The 16,347-nt window shown below is 51.1% G+C and carries 14 protein-coding genes; 1 reads left to right on the top strand and 13 read right to left on the bottom strand.

Going from position 1 to position 16,347, the window contains the following annotated elements; translation table 11 throughout:
• Nucleotides 1-159 precede the first annotated feature (159 nt).
• The gene (locus tag AB1483_13900; protein MEW6413545.1) at nucleotides 160-1,836 is read left to right on the top strand and encodes a fructose-bisphosphatase class II; all 1,677 of its coding nucleotides are present in this window, start codon (nucleotides 160-162) and stop codon (nucleotides 1,834-1,836) included.
• A 100-nt stretch (nucleotides 1,837-1,936) separates the two neighbouring features.
• Here the strand turns inward: AB1483_13900 and AB1483_13895 are convergent, their stop codons facing one another.
• The 13 genes from AB1483_13895 to AB1483_13835 form a co-directional block, all read right to left on the bottom strand.
• Nucleotides 1,937-3,391, bottom strand: a complete 1,455-nt coding sequence (locus AB1483_13895) for an FG-GAP-like repeat-containing protein (protein ID MEW6413544.1) — start codon at nucleotides 3,389-3,391, stop codon at nucleotides 1,937-1,939.
• A 267-nt stretch (nucleotides 3,392-3,658) separates the two neighbouring features.
• Nucleotides 3,659-4,675 (bottom strand): phosphotransferase, encoded by a 1,017-nt coding sequence (locus AB1483_13890; protein MEW6413543.1) that lies wholly within the window; start codon nucleotides 4,673-4,675, stop codon nucleotides 3,659-3,661.
• Between the two features lie 26 nt (nucleotides 4,676-4,701).
• Complete coding sequence (gene rsgA, locus AB1483_13885) at nucleotides 4,702-5,832, bottom strand: ribosome small subunit-dependent GTPase A (GenBank protein MEW6413542.1); 1,131 nt, start codon at nucleotides 5,830-5,832, stop codon at nucleotides 4,702-4,704.
• A 301-nt stretch (nucleotides 5,833-6,133) separates the two neighbouring features.
• Entirely contained in the window at nucleotides 6,134-6,724 is a 591-nt protein-coding gene (locus AB1483_13880; protein MEW6413541.1) for an O-methyltransferase, read from the bottom strand.
• Between the two features lie 91 nt (nucleotides 6,725-6,815).
• A complete protein-coding gene (locus AB1483_13875) occupies nucleotides 6,816-7,217 on the bottom strand; it encodes a hypothetical protein (GenBank protein MEW6413540.1) in 402 nt (133 codons plus the stop codon).
• Between the two features lie 438 nt (nucleotides 7,218-7,655).
• Nucleotides 7,656-7,892, bottom strand: coding sequence for a hypothetical protein (locus AB1483_13870; protein MEW6413539.1), 237 nt, complete (start codon nucleotides 7,890-7,892; stop codon nucleotides 7,656-7,658).
• Nucleotides 7,893-7,921: 29 nt separating this feature from the next.
• Nucleotides 7,922-8,290, bottom strand: coding sequence for a hypothetical protein (locus AB1483_13865; protein ID MEW6413538.1), 369 nt, complete (start codon nucleotides 8,288-8,290; stop codon nucleotides 7,922-7,924).
• Between the two features lie 890 nt (nucleotides 8,291-9,180).
• The gene (locus AB1483_13860; GenBank protein ID MEW6413537.1) at nucleotides 9,181-9,603 is read right to left on the bottom strand and encodes a hypothetical protein; all 423 of its coding nucleotides are present in this window, start codon (nucleotides 9,601-9,603) and stop codon (nucleotides 9,181-9,183) included.
• A 208-nt stretch (nucleotides 9,604-9,811) separates the two neighbouring features.
• Nucleotides 9,812-10,567 carry a hypothetical protein gene (locus AB1483_13855; GenBank protein ID MEW6413536.1) on the bottom strand — a complete coding sequence of 252 codons (756 nt, stop codon included), beginning with the start codon at nucleotides 10,565-10,567 and terminating at the stop codon, nucleotides 9,812-9,814.
• 127 nt (nucleotides 10,568-10,694) lie between these two features.
• Entirely contained in the window at nucleotides 10,695-11,633 is a 939-nt protein-coding gene (locus tag AB1483_13850) for a hypothetical protein (protein MEW6413535.1), read from the bottom strand.
• 1,548 nt (nucleotides 11,634-13,181) lie between these two features.
• Entirely contained in the window at nucleotides 13,182-15,344 is a 2,163-nt protein-coding gene (locus AB1483_13845; protein ID MEW6413534.1) for a sigma 54-interacting transcriptional regulator, read from the bottom strand.
• Nucleotides 15,310-15,636 (bottom strand): hypothetical protein, encoded by a 327-nt coding sequence (locus AB1483_13840; GenBank protein ID MEW6413533.1) that lies wholly within the window; start codon nucleotides 15,634-15,636, stop codon nucleotides 15,310-15,312. The genes AB1483_13845 and AB1483_13840 overlap by 35 nt, the downstream gene beginning before the upstream one ends.
• A 322-nt stretch (nucleotides 15,637-15,958) precedes the next feature.
• On the bottom strand, nucleotides 15,959-16,347 hold a 389-nt coding region (locus AB1483_13835; protein MEW6413532.1), incomplete at its 5' end, for a CHAT domain-containing protein.

Here is a 16,347-nt window from a genome sequence, read left to right as displayed (position 1 = left end):
GCGGACAATGCATCCCAGGGCGGCCCGACCGACCTTGTGTGTTCCCGCTTAACAAGTTAGTGCTTGAAAACCGGCCGCTTAAGTGATAATATGCTAATATTAATGTGACAACGTTCATCTCAGACCGCCAGCCGGCCTGAAACACTATGGGGTGGCAAAATGCCGAATAAGCTTCGCTATAACATTGCCGACGAAAGACTAACTTATCAGGGTAAGAAGGACGACTACAAGTTCAACAGCGACAAACTGATCGAATTCAACCATCGCCACATGGCGGTTCTCAACAATTACGATATCACCCTCGACGCCCTCACTATCACCACGCTCTGCGACAAGTTCAGCCACAACTCCAACCTGGGCGCCCTGCGCAACCGCCAGGTCCGTCAGTCTGTCACCCTCTCGGCGGCCCTTGCCGCTGTAGCGGTGGGACTGAACGGACGGGGAAGCATCAACAGCGTTCCAAAAGACCATGTCACCCAAGAACTGTCCAACAATCTCAAGCGCGCCAACGATCGCACCGCCGCTCAGATTATGGCCGAAGTCCTTCAGCAGACGACGGAGACCCTGCCGGTCGGCGAAGAGGTTCTGATCGAGTCGGCTATCACCGAGGGTGTCAGAGTTAAGCCCGGCAAGGAAGCCGGCGGTAACCCGACTATCGCGGTCGGCGCCGTGTTCGGCAAAGATCAACATCGCGCCCAGTATGGCCTGAGCATGCCGCGCAATGTAACGCAGTTGTCAATGGGCAACGACGTTATCGATGGTACCACGAAATCGATCAAGGGGCTGCATTCTTCCCTGACGGCCCTCTTCGTTACCGAGGCCAACGTAAAACGTCATCTGCCGGATATTTATGTCCAGCGCTGGATGGGTGGCGCTTATTTTCCGGAATTCAACCCGCGCGAAGCTAAACTTACCGATGCCGCCGAGATTATTGCCAACGCCTACGGCTACTCCGGCGTTGACAAACTGAGCGCTTTTTTCCTCGATCGCTCCCGCCATTACCCGGCTATGGATGAGCTGAACAAGGCCGGCATTGCCACGCCGTTTGATAAGGATGGTGACTTGCTGCCGGCTGTGCTGCTCGGTCTGGCGGGACTTCAGTTCCCCGATGAGCGCGGCCTGTGCTCCATGATTGGTGAGATTGGCGGCTCCGCCGAATGGGCCGTTGGCGTGCTGCCGCTGGTGTGGCGCGGCGGACAGGCTATCGGTATGCTTACCAGCCAGTCATCGCTCACCCGCAAAGACCTCAGCGCCGAAGAACTCTGGAAGGAACGTTTCCACTTCACCGAAGAAGAGTTCATGCAGATTCAGGACGCCCGCTTCGAGCGCAAACCTTATTTCACTATCGGCGATATTATCGATGATCCCTTCGCCGGCGGCATCAGCGCCTACGGCTCGATCACCGACAACTACTATATACCCTTCATGGATGGAGTCAAGGGCAACCCCAAGACCAACAAGATCAGCGTCAATGTTCTACTGGTCAATTCGCTGGGTATGGTCGAAGTATGGCAGATGAGATACAAGTGCAAGGAGAGCCTCAAGCACACTATCGAATTGATGAGTTCCCCTAAGGAAGAGTTGGAGGACCTTGGCGGCGCTCAATTGGAGAAAGCTATCGGCAAGATGCTTTCGAATGAACGTCTGGCCAAGCGGTTCTGGATATTCTTCAACAACGAATACTATCCGGCCATCATTCCGGTTCGCGACAAGATGGTGCTGTTGCACAAAGCGGTGGAAACCCTCATCGAGCGCGGAGCGCTCAACGAGAAGGACCGCGAGATAATCGCCGCCACGGAACATCTCGCCAAAGACTGGTTTGTCAATTCCGATTGATTTCCGAACGTCATTCCATATATATCAAAGCCGCCGCGTTCACTTCGCGGCGGCTTTTTCTTGATTTTAGAACACTTTAGTCGTGTCTAAACGCGAACCCCTATTTCAAGAGCGCCATCTTCTTCATCGATACAAAGTCACCCGCCTTCAGGTGACAGAGGTAAATCCCCGTCGCCACCGGCACGCCGGCGTCGCTTGAACCGTTCCATTCAACCGTGTGAACCCCGGCTGACATCTCTTCAGTCACAAGATAGCGCACGACCTGACCTGCGATATTGTAAATCGTCATCTCCACAAATGCCCGCTGCGACAAATCGAATTGGATGTTCGTCGATGAATTGAACGGGTTGGGATAATTCTGACGCAGTCCAAAGCTCGACGGCACCTCTGCAACCTTATCCTCCTCGGTCACATCTGTTACCACGGTCGTATTCAGCATGATTGTAATTTCGTTGGAGTAATTGTTTACTACAACCAAATCATAGTCACCATCTTCATCGTAGTCACCGGCCTCCAGAGAAATTGGTCTGTCAGCGATCGAATATTTTGAATCCATCACAAACGCCCCGTCGCCGGTCCCAAGCAGAATTGAAACACTGTCCCAAACATGACACGTTAAAGCCAGATCCTCATTGCCGTCGCCGTCAAAATCTGCCAGGGCTCCCGAGAATGGCATAAATGGAACTGGAATATAAGCCGTGAATGGAAATGTTGCATCACCGCTATTCAGCCGGACAGTCACTAAATCCGTGGCCTGTGAAACTGTCATCAGATCGCCGTCCCCGTCCCTGTCGAAATCCGACACAAGAATATCGGTTTGATCAGAATTACTGTATCCATCGGCAAAAGTGAAGTCTCCAAATCCGTCGTTGGTGTATATCAGAAGATTATCGAAGTTTACCAGGGCCAAGTCATCGTCTCCGTCGGAGTCAAAATCACCCGCGCATACCCGAGTCACATAGTCTCCTGCTGCGAAACATGTGTCGAGAGCGAAACTGCCGGTACCGCCGTTTTTCATGATACAAAGAGTGTCGTTCATATAACCGGTCATTACCAAATCATCCGAGCTATCACCGTCCACATCAACAGCACACATACCCAGGCAACCTACCACCGCTGTCTCGCACCTTGGGGAAAGCTCAAAGACTCCCTCGCCGTCGTTCAGCAATATGCAAAGCGAGTCCGGCTCCACGAAGCCGATCCTATCCGGTCGTGTTGAGGCAAGATCGATATCGCCATCACCGTCGAAATCACCAGCACAAATAGCTAACGTTCCGAAACCTGTAACGTATTGAACCGCCTCAGCAAACGTTCCGTCGCCATTGCCGAAGAAAACCGATATCCCGCTGTTGGCGTCTATCTCCGGATAGAGGTGCTCATCACAATGGCCGACTGCCAAGTCCAAATGCCCGTCACTATTAAAGTCAGCCTTGCTCAACCAGAAAGGCTCCTGTCCGGCGGAATAACTCTCCCCTATCTCAAATGACACCGCCCAGACCGACGCGGTAGTCAAAAGAATGACAGAGCTTATTGTGATGATAGAAGTTTTGATCATGGCTTTTCTCCCTCCAGCCGGCACGATCTGACCTCATGCGGCCCGCTTATATGGCTATTTCCCAATGTCTATACAGTGAATTGGGCCGGCAGAGAAATAAATCTTGGAAAAAACGGGCCCGGTTATCCAATATATACTGTATCGGCCCTGACTCAATTTAGCTTTAGCCGAATCAGACAGCAGAGATTGCCTGCCTAAAAAAGTACGGTCCCACCTGAGTGAAAGCAAACTGTTTTGGCGAGCGGCGTGCCCGACAGATACTACGGACTAAGCAAACTGTCCGAAATCCATATCGAGTACCGGAACACCGTTTTCGATTCTCTCCCTTCTGCCACTAAAGAACGCCCGACACCATTCGTTGGCTTCAAACGCCTCTTCGGCATAGAGAATGATATAAAGAATCATCTCCCGCAGTTTCAGAAAATGCGGGATCTGCTCCAGCCAGTACTTCTCTATCCTGTTCTCGCGGGAGTAACCCTCCATAAGACAACCGAAAAAGTGATGGGCGAATTCCAGCGACTGGTCGTTGAGAGTCAGGTTGCGCATGACATAAAACAAAGGCATCGCCAGATCCGAGGCAAACCAGTGATGCTGACAATCGTCGAAATCGAAAACCGTGATACTGCCGTTATCGACGAAGAAATTGCCGTGATGCATGTCCTCGTGAACCAGCCCGAACGAATCCGTATCCATCGGCAGCTTGTGAAGATAATCCATCAGATCGGCGTGCCTGGCCAGGACTTTTGTCTGAGACTCCGGCAGATACCTGTCGGCTCGCAAGTCACCGTCCTCGTGCCAAACGTGGCGCACAAGTGATGGATCCGATGGTTGGTAGTTTTTGGTCAGGGCGTGCATCCTGCCGATGACCTGCCCCCAGTTGGTGAACAGCTTCTCGTTCCAGTCCTCTTTGATCGCCCGCCTTCCCGGAGCCTTAGTAAAACTCACCACGCTGTAAAAAGCATCCGGGTCGGAATCGATCGTGTCCAGTTCGATCACCTCGACCAACGAACCGTTTTTCGATGGCAGTCCCCGGCAAACGGAAACACCGTTGTCGGCAAGATAGTTGACCCATTCCAGTTCTCCCTTGATCGCAGTCGCCTGGCGGTGCGAACCGGGGGTGACCCGCAGAATCTGGTCTGTGTCTTGATAGCGATACTCAAACACGAAACTCTCAAACGAACCCAATCGTTTCAGGCTGTCCGGCGCCATACCATATCGTTTACTTGCCTCAGAAAGCACCTTCTGCTCGTTGTCGGCAAATATTCTCTCTGTCTGTTGATCCATTATTCTCTCTCCAAACGCGAATGAGCTCACCTCTCGCGAAACTTCTTGTTCACCTTCTGCATCTCTTTAAAATACCGGCGATGCTTCTTGTCCCGTTCCCTTGTCGTCTGCCGGTACAGTTGTTTGTCTTTCCTGATGGCGAAGGCGCTGATCTCTTTTTGAAGTTTCACGTAATTGCCAAACCTCGCCGCATCGAGCCGTCCATCGGCAAGCGCCGCCTGCACGGCGCAACCCGGTTCGCTCTCGTGTGTGCAGTCATGAAACCGGCACTGGCGGGCAAACGCCTCGATATCATCGAAAGCCTTCTGAAGACCGCCGGTATCATCCCACAGGCTGATCTCGCGCATTCCCGGTGTATCAATCACCACCCCGCCGCCGGGGAGAACAATCAGCTCACGATGCGTGGTCGTGTGCCTGCCCCGGCTGTCCTCACCACTAACCTCCCTGGTCTTGAGCCTTTGCTCACCAAGCAGCGTGTTGATAATCGTGGATTTGCCCACTCCCGATGACCCCAGAAACGCCACGGTCTTTCCCACCGCAAGATATCTCTGAAGCGCATCCAGGCCCGCGTGTGAAGCTGCGCTGACAGCTAAAACATCCACACCGGCCGCAATCTCCTGAACCTCGCTCACGCACTCATCGAGATCATCGCGGAGATCCGCTTTGTTCAATATGATAACCGGGGTCGCCCCGCTGTTGTAGGCAACCGTCACATAGCGTTCGATACGACGGATATTGAAATTATTGTCCAAACCGCTGACGAGAAAGACCGTGTCGATATTCGCCGCCAACACCTGCTCGGCTGTCTTGCCACCCGTATCGGGCATACCTCCCGATAACACCGCCTTGCGCGAAAAACAACTCTTGCGCTCAAGCACCGCCTGAATGATACCCTTTTGTTCCTTCTCCAGAAGGTTCATCACCACCCAGTCACCGACCGCCGGATAGTCACCCCGCGATACGGCGCTGTTTATGAACCGCCCGGATACCTCGGCGCTGAAATGCCCGCACTCGCACACCACCCGGTATAGATTGCGATGTTCCGCTTCCACTCTTCCCGGCACGAGCCCGTCGGGGCTGTATGGTTCAAAATGTTTCTCGAAATGCTGATCCCACCCAAGTGAAATCATCGATGTATTCGAATTATCGTTACTCATCGCTTGTCAATTTCCTTTATAAAAGTAAAGAGCCGCAAGATTAAATTCCGCGGCTCACCGTTTACCAGATACAAAAATACCGCGGACCAAAGCTACACCCGCGGTTATCAATAAATTGGACTATGGTCCTGAAAGTCGTTTACCGACCGCCTCCCGGGCGTAACTTTACAACTACTCTTTCAACTACCGCTGTCATAAAATACGCCTCCTTTCCATCCGCCATCCGCGGACCCTGGTTAAAAGTCACCCCTATTATATCAAATAAAAAAGGCCTGTCAACATTTATCGTGTCACCTGCCGGCTACCGCTTGCGGCAGAGAAGTTCCCCTTTGCCGATCGGCACCACCACCGAATCCACCCGCTCATCAGCCTCCACCCTGTCCAAAAACGGCTGGAGAATCTCCCGGTGACTGATAACATTGTCGGCAACAAGGATACCTCCCGGTACCATCCTCGGCACCACCAGCTCATAACAGCTATCGTAAATCTCCTTTTCGGCATCGAGAAAACAAAACGCTATATCCGTAAATCCGTCCAGCACCTCCCGGGCGTCGCGGTGAACCTGCTCAACTGTGCCGCCAAGGCCGGTGAGACGGAAAGTCTCTGTTGCCATCCGGAACTTATCATCATCGATCTCAATCGTGACAATCTTACGGTCAGTCTCAAGACACGCCAGAGCTAACCAGAGAGTAGAATACCCGGCGCTCGTGCCGATCTCCACCAGGGCGCCATCGGGCGCCTCGGACGCGAGCAACGCTATGAACTTCCCGGTATCCGGCGGGATTTGCCGAAGCCGCACCTTGCGACTGGTGCCATCCAGACGATCGCGCCTGTCGAGCTCTTCCAGAAACATCATCCGCTCGGCTATCGCCTGCGGTATCTTGTGAAACATACTTCGCTCCCCTTCAAACAAAGTTGAAATTCAATCTTCGGACAAAATTGCCCGTTATTTTCGCCGTCGATGACTATTGTATACGGTGATTCTATGACGCGGTTTCGCGGTTGAAGGCGCGATACAAAAGGTATATCACCAGCCCCATCAGGGCATCGCCGACTCCCGAAAAAAGCACCATCCAGATTCGATCTATTAGAATATAGTATGTGAGCAGAAACGCGGCCGCCATCAGCTTGGCTACAAAAGAGAGAATTATCAGCCCGGGATAACGCTCCGGCCTTACCGCCGCCATAATATAGGCTACCGCCATAACCAGATGAAATACTCCCCCCTGCACCGGAAAGAATTTTTCGGCAAACGGTGCGAAGCCGAAAAACGGTACATACGACGGCGGCAGGAAGATCAGACCGAATCCGACAACGATCGAATGTATACCAACCAGCCAGAGGACCAGAACAAGGCGATTGCGCGAGGTTGACAAAAATGACATACCGCTGTTTTCGACGACCTTTCGCTTTTTAACTTAAGCGGACAAAATCGACGAAATATACGATGTTCCCCCTGTTTGTCAACGAGCTTGTTTTTGGCAAAATTTTAAGGTAGGTCCGGCCACAGAGGCTTGCTGAATAACCTTTACGCCGTTGTGTCAGGTCTTGATTTCTGCTTGCTGAAATTGTGACGTAATTTCAAGATAGGTCCGGCCACAGAGGCTTGTTGAATAACCTTTACGCCGTTGTGTCAGGTCTTGATTTCTGCTTGCAGAAATTGTGACCTGACACATAAGTCCAAGAGCGGCACAAGCGCCAGGTCACATAAATTCGCTACACGGATTTACAGGACCTGCCTCAACCAGACACGAGGACTTTATCAACATGCCCAAAGAATCGGCCGGACAGCGCTTGGACCAAGACTGCCCGGCCTCCCTGGTTTAATCTGATCTTGAAAGCCAGTAGATAGAAGACGACAGGCATCCGAGCGATACGAATAAAACACCGGCCAGATAATACCGGTGACCGGTTTGGGTAAACCGGTTGCGGATACCGCGAAAAGCGGACAGCTTAAAACTGAACGGCGCGTTGTCTTTGTTGCGCTCCCGATACGCCATCGCCAGCAAAACGATACCTGCAAACACGAATACGATGTTGAGAATCAGAAGGGTCTTCAAGCGGCCTCCTCAACAGATAATGTTGCCAATTAGAAATTTACCATCCACAAGTTGAGGTAGAAAAATATCTCGCCAATGGCTCCGAGGTCTCCGGAATCATTGTCGTTTTTCGGCCCGCGATCACCCCAAGGAGTATCATCAGATTTCGGCTTACCCTCTCCCCACGGATGATCATCAATCGTTGGCTTTCCGTCATTCCACGGGTGATCATCCGATGCTGCCAGGGCGTCGACCCACGGATGCTCGTCTCCCCACGGGTGGTCATCCGCGACAATCCGGGACTCCAACTGATTCGGCGGACCTGCTGCAACCGAAGGTGTCATAAATGCCGCGCAAAGCAATACTGTCAGCAGCAACAAGACCGCGCCCGTCGTTCGTTTCCTCCTGATGTCTTCCATCTCCTCAAAACCTCCTCTCAAAAGATTGCTCTTAAAGAATGTCCTCTAAGAAGCGGCAGGTGGTCACCAGCTACAAGTAAGCCACCCGCCGCCTCCAATCGGACATCCCCTCACCATCAACAGAGAAAATCGCTGCCCCGGTTTCTGTCTGCCCGAACCTTGACAAAACGTTTCCCAGCCAACACAACCCACGTTAACTGCACGGGCATGCCGAAAGCCAGGCTTGCGACATCTCTATCTGTGATATTTACCATCGACGCTAAGTATTTCCGAAGTAACTGCTGCTTAAGCCGAACTTTTTTAGTCCCCCGGTCGGGCCCGATGTTACATTTTCCACTGTCCCACTGCCCTCCGCAAGGCCGGACCCGACCAGGACGACCTACTCAACAAAAGGAACTAAATGAGAAGTCCGTTCTCAAAAATAGTGCAATACAAACCCCGTGCCAGCCGTCGCCTCAATCTAAATTTCAATGTTAAGTAGTTATCTACGAGATAATTGCGCGGCCGCACGGAATCAGGCCTTGTCTTTGCCATCAGCCCGATCACCCGGTTTTACGAATTTCGGCCCTATCGTTACGAATCCGGGCTGGTATCTTCCGAAAACCTGCGACCAGGCTTCATTTTTTTACGAATTGGATTGAATGACTTACGAGTTTTGCGCCTAACTGTACGAATAACTCGAATATCGCCACGAATTGCCCAGGCTGGCAGTAACTAGCGAGCCTCTACAAAGAGGCCTTGACGGACCGCCCTCTTCGTCGTTGACGAGGAATATCTTGTTCGGTCCAAGGAATTCACCCGACGGCGGGGACTCACCTTCCTGCCAGCATTGGTGTAATGAAATTTAGGAAGGTCGCTTTAAGCATATGAAAGCGGTTATAGTTTTGTCGTCAACTTTTTTCAATTTGATTGTCCGGCTCATTTAATACAGCTAACGCCATGATCATTGTACCGTTGACCAGCACGCTCAAAACTAGATTGTAGAAAAGATTTTCCGGATAAGGCATCCATTGTCCGTGAACTATCTCTAATATCGTAAAAAAGGTATTCCCCGCCACCAAAAAACGATAGCTGATGGGAGCCAAGAGGCCCGCAAAAAGAAATAGATGAATCAGCTTAAGCCGGGTCTTCCAGTTCGCTATCAGTATCCAGATTGCAATTGCTGACGATATGGCAATAACCACCCCAAAAGGTGTGTCAATGCCATCCGGATCTTCGTTGCCAAGTGATAAAAACAATAATGCAGAAATTATCGTACCAGCGAAGTTGCCCGATGACGCCATCAAAAAGGCTAGTACTCTAAATTTAGCCATTTCCCCTCCTACCCTTTATTCAAAGGTGTAATATCTTTCATTATTTCTAATACTCTGCCTTATCCTGGCAGAGTAATTTGTCAAGCCCCCCTCACCAATCCGGCAAAATGTTCATTACTCGTTCTACTGCAAAAGCAATTGGTGTGGGGGCGGTATAGTAGAACCGACTTCCATACAGAGAGTCTGGTCTGGTGGCGAAAGAGGTCTGTCAGCCGATAACCTGGTATCGGCTTAACTGCTCCTCGGCCAACCGGCGCTTCTCGGCGTCCTTCGGCAGTATTACCGCCAATATAACACAGCGGCAGGGAACTTCATTCATCCCGTGCTCGCCTTTGGCAATCAAGAAAGGTATTCCTTCATAGTTTCCCGGCTTCAGCCTGGTACACTTAACGTACTTTTTCAGCTTTTTCTTGGCACCCATCGCCTGATCATAACTGCTAAAAATAAGCAGTGCTATATTCTCCGGCTTCTGACGCAATTTCTGAAGCCTCAGGAATTCAGCATGACGAACTGTTTCCACATTCAGCGTGAGTGGATCTCCTGAAAAAGATACCCGGTACTCGGCTGTATCATTAGATAACCGATAAACGACCAGTAGCGTGAAATTTCCATCCGGCGGTCGGAATTCAGGCGGCGTCGGAAATTTATTCGGGATTTCCGGAGGTAAGTATGCCTCAATCCGCAAAGTATCGGAATATATTCTGCCGACGTCAAAGAAAACGGGATAGCGCTGTTTTGGATCGAGAACCAAATTGATAACCGGCTCCTGGCCATCGTGGTTTATCACCAACTGAAGAGGGCCATCAAGCGCCCTGACCGGGGGACAATTGCCGCTTTGATAGCCGAATATGCCGGCTGAATCTGACGCTTTGGGATTATTGGGATCATAATCCACATCCTGCGCATAAGCCAAGCTGTCAACCAAAAACAAGGCCAGCAACAGCATAAAGAAAATTCTCTTCAATTTTCCCTCCTCTATTTTAAGGCTCTATTCACATCTCTTTTCCCAATAAAACAGCATAGCTTGTTGTGAAAAAGTGTCAACCCAGTGTACCGTTAACAATCGCGGTCACACTTGGAAAGAGCTGGCCTCAGGTAGAGGCGCCGGCCAGAATAATTGACTGGCAGTCCGGGTCATCGGGATTGCAAAATCTGAACTGCACGATAACGAACTGCACCACCGGTTCATTGTTGCGAATGGCCGGAGCAAACTTCCAATCCGGCAGTTTCTCGGTTAATTTTTCGGCAAAATAGTAACCTTTCGGTTCCTCGTGCAATACGACATAAAGGAGTTTATTGTCGCTGCTTTGCGGAGAAACACAGAACTCGAGAGTGGCCACGCTACCGTCTTTCATCCGGCAATCCAACATATACTCCGGCGTTGTACTTACCCCGTCCGCCTGTTTACAGGAATATGGGATTGGTTGACCGGTTTTATCAATTAGGACCAATACGTCGACCCGGCCTTCCTTTTTGTTCTCCTGGGCTATCCAGGGGACCTCCGGTTTGACACTTCGGATCAGGCAAGCGTCGCTGTTCACAACCGGTTTCTGGCTTTGCTCCTCGTGTTCAGCCAGCAGATCAGTTCCCTCGGGAACATAAATCCCCCCGCCTTCTGCTTCTATAACCGAGAATGAAATATCACTTCCAACTGACAGTTCGTCTTCTATTTCAGTGGAATAAACCGGCGGCTTCTCGATGTCAATCCTAAGAGGTTGGTCGTCTTTGATTATTTTCACGTCAAAGCCGAGAAAACCGTCATGCTCATGGGCGCGTGGATTGTATCCGCCGATCGACCGCTTAGCGGCCATTTCAGATGATCGCTCAACCCTCTCAGGGTCAAAGCGGATATCGGACGGCAGACCAGCCTGCTTCACATCAAGGCGAACTATTTCACCCTGCTCCCAATTGGCCGTCCAAATGGCGAAAAGCACAACCAAGACGAACACTACGCCCCAGCCTTTTGCCATATTCGGCTGGTAGTTCTGCTTCATCTGATGCCGGCTTGACTCCCGACGAAAATCCGTCATCTGAAATCGCCTCCTTATAGATTTTCCAACTGTGATTGATGAAACGAGCTCACTGGTGTAAAGCGTAAAGTACCACTGAAGTTCGTTTCATACCGATCGTTGTACAGCCATAGGAAAACGCGTTAGGTGAAAAACTCCTTGAACCAAAAAGAAGTAGGTACATAGACCACACAGTTCTCGGTATTGCACGAACTAGAATCGCAGTCCCATGACCCGATCGAGGTATACGACGCAGGCGGGCCGGCAATATGGTCAAGGTAAAAGCCAAAGCACAATGGACTAACAAGGTCGCGATTACTTTTGTCGCCTCCATGTTCACCTCCCTTCTATGGCGGTTTGGGGTTGAGGATTGTCCCCGTTATAAATACGGTGCGGTGAAGTTAGTTGATATATGCCGCATATAGCAGCATATGAGGCTTGTCAAGTTGCCATATTTGCTCAACTAATCACGTACTGTCACTACACCTCTTTACTGAAAATAAACTCACAAATCCAGCAAATTACCTTATCGTTATGCTAAGATTTAGCTAAATTTACCGAGCCCACACCAATGACCATGAAATTTTCACAAGATAAGGTTCATTAAACGCATTGGTGTGGGGATGGACAAAAAACTCCGATTGCTGCGATAACAGTCGGGGCAAAAGAACCAGATCTAAAAAACCGCTGTACTTGCCAGGTCAATAAATTCTGAAGTGATAATACCAGTAGCAAAAGCCAAAAGAATCACCACTTGAAAAGAAATGACAGGCTCAAAACTTGCGTTGGCGGAACCTTCCGGGGCCTCCGCCGCGCCAAAGCGCCTAACACAAGTATTCAAGATTTTTCAGGGTTCTTTATTAAATAGCCCGGACTACATATACCGCAAAAAACCGGCAGCGCAGGAAAGTACTGTGTGTATGACACAGTTTTCCGTTGTACAAAAACTCCAGTTGCAGTCACCGATCCACGTGACTGTCTCTGGAGGGCCGGCCTGAACTGTCGCGACAGTCCCAACCAAGGATAGGGCAAACACCAGAATTAAAGTCACCATGACTTTCTTTGCCTTCATACTCACCTCCCTTCTATGGCAGTTGATGGGTTGCAGTTTTTCCAGTACCCTATATAGGCCTGGATCGAAGTTGATGGTCACGCCTTTATATTAATGTATGTCCCCCGATTGCCCTCTGCTTGTTCAAGCAGCCACCCGGCCGGGACCGACTGTCAGTTCGCATCAACATCTATCCCAACAGTCTTAAGGCTGACGGCCCCGACCCGGATGACTCACTCTCGAAAGGAACGGATGAGAAATCCGCTTCGAAAAATCACACCACAAAACACGTGCCGGTCAGACGCGAAAACCTCAACAAACCTCTAAGTGCTTTCAAATAAGACTGTTGTAAATTGGCAGGTGGATTGAATAAGCACGCCGGCAAACCGCGAATGTCGAAATTTTACGAATCACCCCGCTTAGCTTACGAATAAGAAAACGAGACTGACCTAAAACTGCGAATGCACTTGAAAATTCTACGAATTGAATGGAAAAAATTACGAATCGGGCGCTAAACCCTACGAATCGTCGCGCGATAGACCGTACTTGCGAAGACGGTTGCGGATTGTCCCCTCGCTCACGCCGAGGATCGATGCTGTCCGGCTGCGGTTCCAACCGGTCATCTCCAGCACCTGTGTCAGCTTCTCAATCTCCGACCGGCTACCATCTCCCAGCGCCAGATCAATCATGCGCTCGAGATTCCCCTGGGCGGTGATGTGAAGATACCGTACCTGAGCTATCAGCTCCCGCACGTTGCCGGGCCAATCCTGCTTTAAGAGAATGTCTACCAACCGCCTTATGGCATCGCCGCTCCCGCTGGAACCAACCTTTAGTCCCAGATTGGTGAGGTAATACTCCACCAGCGGCGCGATATCCTCTCGCCGTTCGTCAAGCGGAGGCAGGCTTATCGGAATTTCGTTCAACCGGTGATACAGATCCGGGCGAAACGCGCCTTCACGCATCCTCGCGTCGAGATCATGGTTCGTGGCCGCTATCAATCTGAACGCCACTTTGCGCTTTTTGTTTTCACCCAGACGACGCACTTCGCGGGTTTCAAGCACCTCCAGAAGCTTGGCCTGAAACTCCGGTGTAGAATCGGCCACTTCGTTCAGATAGAATGTCCCCTCATCGGCCATCTCAAAAAGCCCCGGCTTTTCTTTGTCGGCCCCGGTGAATGCACCCCTCGCGTAACCGAACAACTCCGACTCAATCATCGAGGTCGGGATAGCCGCGGCGTTGACAGTCACGAATTTGCCGCTACGCCCACTGTGGTGGTGAATATATTTTGCCAGCAAATCTTTGCCGGTCCCTGTTTGCCCCGTAAGAAGCACCGTCATGTCACACCGGGCCACGTGCTCGGCCATGGCCAGAATCTTTTTCATCCGGTCGTTGACCGTTATGATCGTGGGGCACTCCTTATCGGATTCATTTGCGCGCTCGGATTTGGCGGGAGCGGGCTGACTCACCCGCGATGTTTCCTCATCGACCTTCTTAATCCAGTGGTCAAGCTGTTCCGACACGAAATACTCACGCGCCAGATAAAGCATTGCCGTGCGTTCACCATTTTCAAGAAGTCCGCTCGATGCCGCCAGGTATCTTGTGACCGCAAGCTCGTAGCGGGAGCTCGCCATCGAGAACAGATCGATAGCCTTACGGTACCACTCGCAAGCTTTGGCGCTGCATTTTCTGTGCGCTTCAACCTGCGCGAACACCCGATACACGGCGGCGATTTCTACGCGCTCGTTTATTTTTTCCGCGACTGCCAGCGCTTCCCTGCCAACTTTCTCAGCCTCATCGAACTTGCCGGTCGCTACGTATGTATCCGCAAGAAGTCTCTTTATCTGCGACACCAGCGCCGACTCCGGGGCTATCTCGAGCGAGAGCTTCAATCCCGTCTCAAGCGCCTTTTCGGCCGCCTTGTAGTTCTTATCGAGGATTTCTATCCATCCGAGGTATTCGTAGTAGCTTGCCTCTTCTCTCCTGAAGTCCGCGGCAAGTTTCCCTGCTTCTGCCAGTTTCTTCTTCGCGCCAGACACGTCGCCCGAAAGAGCTATCGCCATCGCGTAACCTAGGAGGAAGACACATCTATTTTTCAAATCGAGGAGCGACAACTGCTCTCCGATCTCCGCGTAGTTCCTCCTCGCTGCCTGCACCTGGCCGCTCAAGAAACGCACGAGCGCCAGATTACCCTTGGCAACGTTGCTCAACCTATCGTTTCCTGCCTTTGTATAATACGTAATGCTCTTGGAAAGACTCTCTGAAGCCTGATCAACATCCCCCATATGAAAAGATATCATAGCCAGCCTGTTCAAAGCTCTGGCAGCCGAGTCGAAATTATCAATCCGGAGAAACGCGGTATAAGACTCTATCAGCGGTTCCTTCGCCTTCAGGGGCTCTCCTATCGCTTGAAGTTGCCATCCCCTCAGAAACTTGGCATGAGCAAAGGCAAAATTGTCGTCCAGACCTTTCAGTATAGCGATAGCCTTCTCGATAAAATCGTGTCCGCACTCGCCAGCCAATATGAGAGCTTCGCCGCTCGCCAGGTAATACAGCCCCAGTTGAGCGTCGCCTAGCGATCCAGCATCAATCTCACGAAGAACATCCAGAGCCTTCTTATGGTCTCTGTTTCGGAGATGCTGCCTGGCTTTATCTAAAAGTTGTGACGTTTTGAGTATCGTCATTGATCCTATTCTTCTTATGCATGTCCGCTACGTTTGACTCGTTAGAGATCTGTCCACCGTAAATCGCATCATAGACTGATAAGGCAATTTGAATCGTAATGCGGTAGACACCCGGACTCGACCCGGGATTAGAATTATCGCCCCATGGATGTTCATCACTCACATCCACAGCATCCTGCTCAATTCTGGTATACGGTAATGTATCTTCACCTGTGGCGGTTGGAGGTAAAACGGCAACCCCGAGGGCCACCAGCATTAGCGCGACTAAAGCGCTTTTCACAAACTGCTTCATAACACAATATCTCCAACTGAATTCGGTCGGGTAAGAAAGCGGCTCCAAAGCCGTTTGATTGTGATGAGTAAATGCTGAATGTCCCGAGATGTACACCTTAACAAAGCCCGAGAAACAGGCTCAAGTTAAGCTGGTAGCAGCAAATCAATGTCGGGAATCAGTGACGGACAAAAGCACTCCCTCACCCGAACGGTGTTTTGTTCCTTTCGATTGTCGACTAAAGGATACCACACTATCCATATTATGTCAAGTAAAAAAATCCGACAGGACACTTTTCGGGCAGAGTATCACCGGCCGTGACCGAAAGCGGACCGGACAACTCCTAATTAGGATTTCCGGCCAGAATGAACCCGCCCCACAAAAGAGGATGGCCGCAGCCGCGCTTCGCCCGCGACTGGTTCAATAGCTCCAAAGCCGAACCGCGCAAAGCGTCACGCTTGCTTTCACCCCCCAGCCACCGACGGTAAAACCCCTCCATGAGCTGCGAGGTCTCACGATCCGGTACCGACCACAAACTCATCACAATACTGTTCACCCCCGCGTGCTGAAACGCCCGACGAAGACCAAAGATCCCCTCGCCATCCACCAGATCCCCTACCCCGCTCTCGCACGCCGACAACACCGCCAGATCCGTTCCCACAAAATTCAACCCCGACACCTCAAGAGCTGTTAAAATACCATCATCGCCGTCGTTGGTACTTCTGTCTCCGG

Source organism: Candidatus Zixiibacteriota bacterium (assembly GCA_040756055.1).
GTDB lineage: Bacteria > Zixibacteria > MSB-5A5 > GN15 > FEB-12.
Note: the sequence above shows the minus strand (reverse complement) of the source record. Positions and strands in the feature narration are given on the sequence as shown.

What these genes read in the sequence shown, in the direction of transcription:
- AB1483_13900 (MEW6413545.1), top strand. Translation starts at nt 160, where the DNA reads ATGCCGAATAAGCTTCGCTATAACATTGCCGACGAAAGACTAACTTAT.
- AB1483_13895 (MEW6413544.1), bottom strand. Translation starts at nt 3,391, where the DNA reads ATGATCAAAACTTCTATCATCACAATAAGCTCTGTCATTCTTTTGACT.
- AB1483_13890 (MEW6413543.1), bottom strand. Translation starts at nt 4,675, where the DNA reads ATGGATCAACAGACAGAGAGAATATTTGCCGACAACGAGCAGAAGGTG.
- rsgA (MEW6413542.1), bottom strand. Translation starts at nt 5,832, where the DNA reads ATGAGTAACGATAATTCGAATACATCGATGATTTCACTTGGGTGGGAT.
- AB1483_13880 (MEW6413541.1), bottom strand. Translation starts at nt 6,724, where the DNA reads ATGTTTCACAAGATACCGCAGGCGATAGCCGAGCGGATGATGTTTCTG.
- AB1483_13875 (MEW6413540.1), bottom strand. Translation starts at nt 7,217, where the DNA reads ATGTCATTTTTGTCAACCTCGCGCAATCGCCTTGTTCTGGTCCTCTGG.
- AB1483_13865 (MEW6413538.1), bottom strand. Translation starts at nt 8,290, where the DNA reads ATGGAAGACATCAGGAGGAAACGAACGACGGGCGCGGTCTTGTTGCTG.
- AB1483_13860 (MEW6413537.1), bottom strand. Translation starts at nt 9,603, where the DNA reads ATGGCTAAATTTAGAGTACTAGCCTTTTTGATGGCGTCATCGGGCAAC.
- AB1483_13850 (MEW6413535.1), bottom strand. Translation starts at nt 11,633, where the DNA reads ATGACGGATTTTCGTCGGGAGTCAAGCCGGCATCAGATGAAGCAGAAC.
- AB1483_13845 (MEW6413534.1), bottom strand. Translation starts at nt 15,344, where the DNA reads ATGACGATACTCAAAACGTCACAACTTTTAGATAAAGCCAGGCAGCAT.
- AB1483_13840 (MEW6413533.1), bottom strand. Translation starts at nt 15,636, where the DNA reads ATGAAGCAGTTTGTGAAAAGCGCTTTAGTCGCGCTAATGCTGGTGGCC.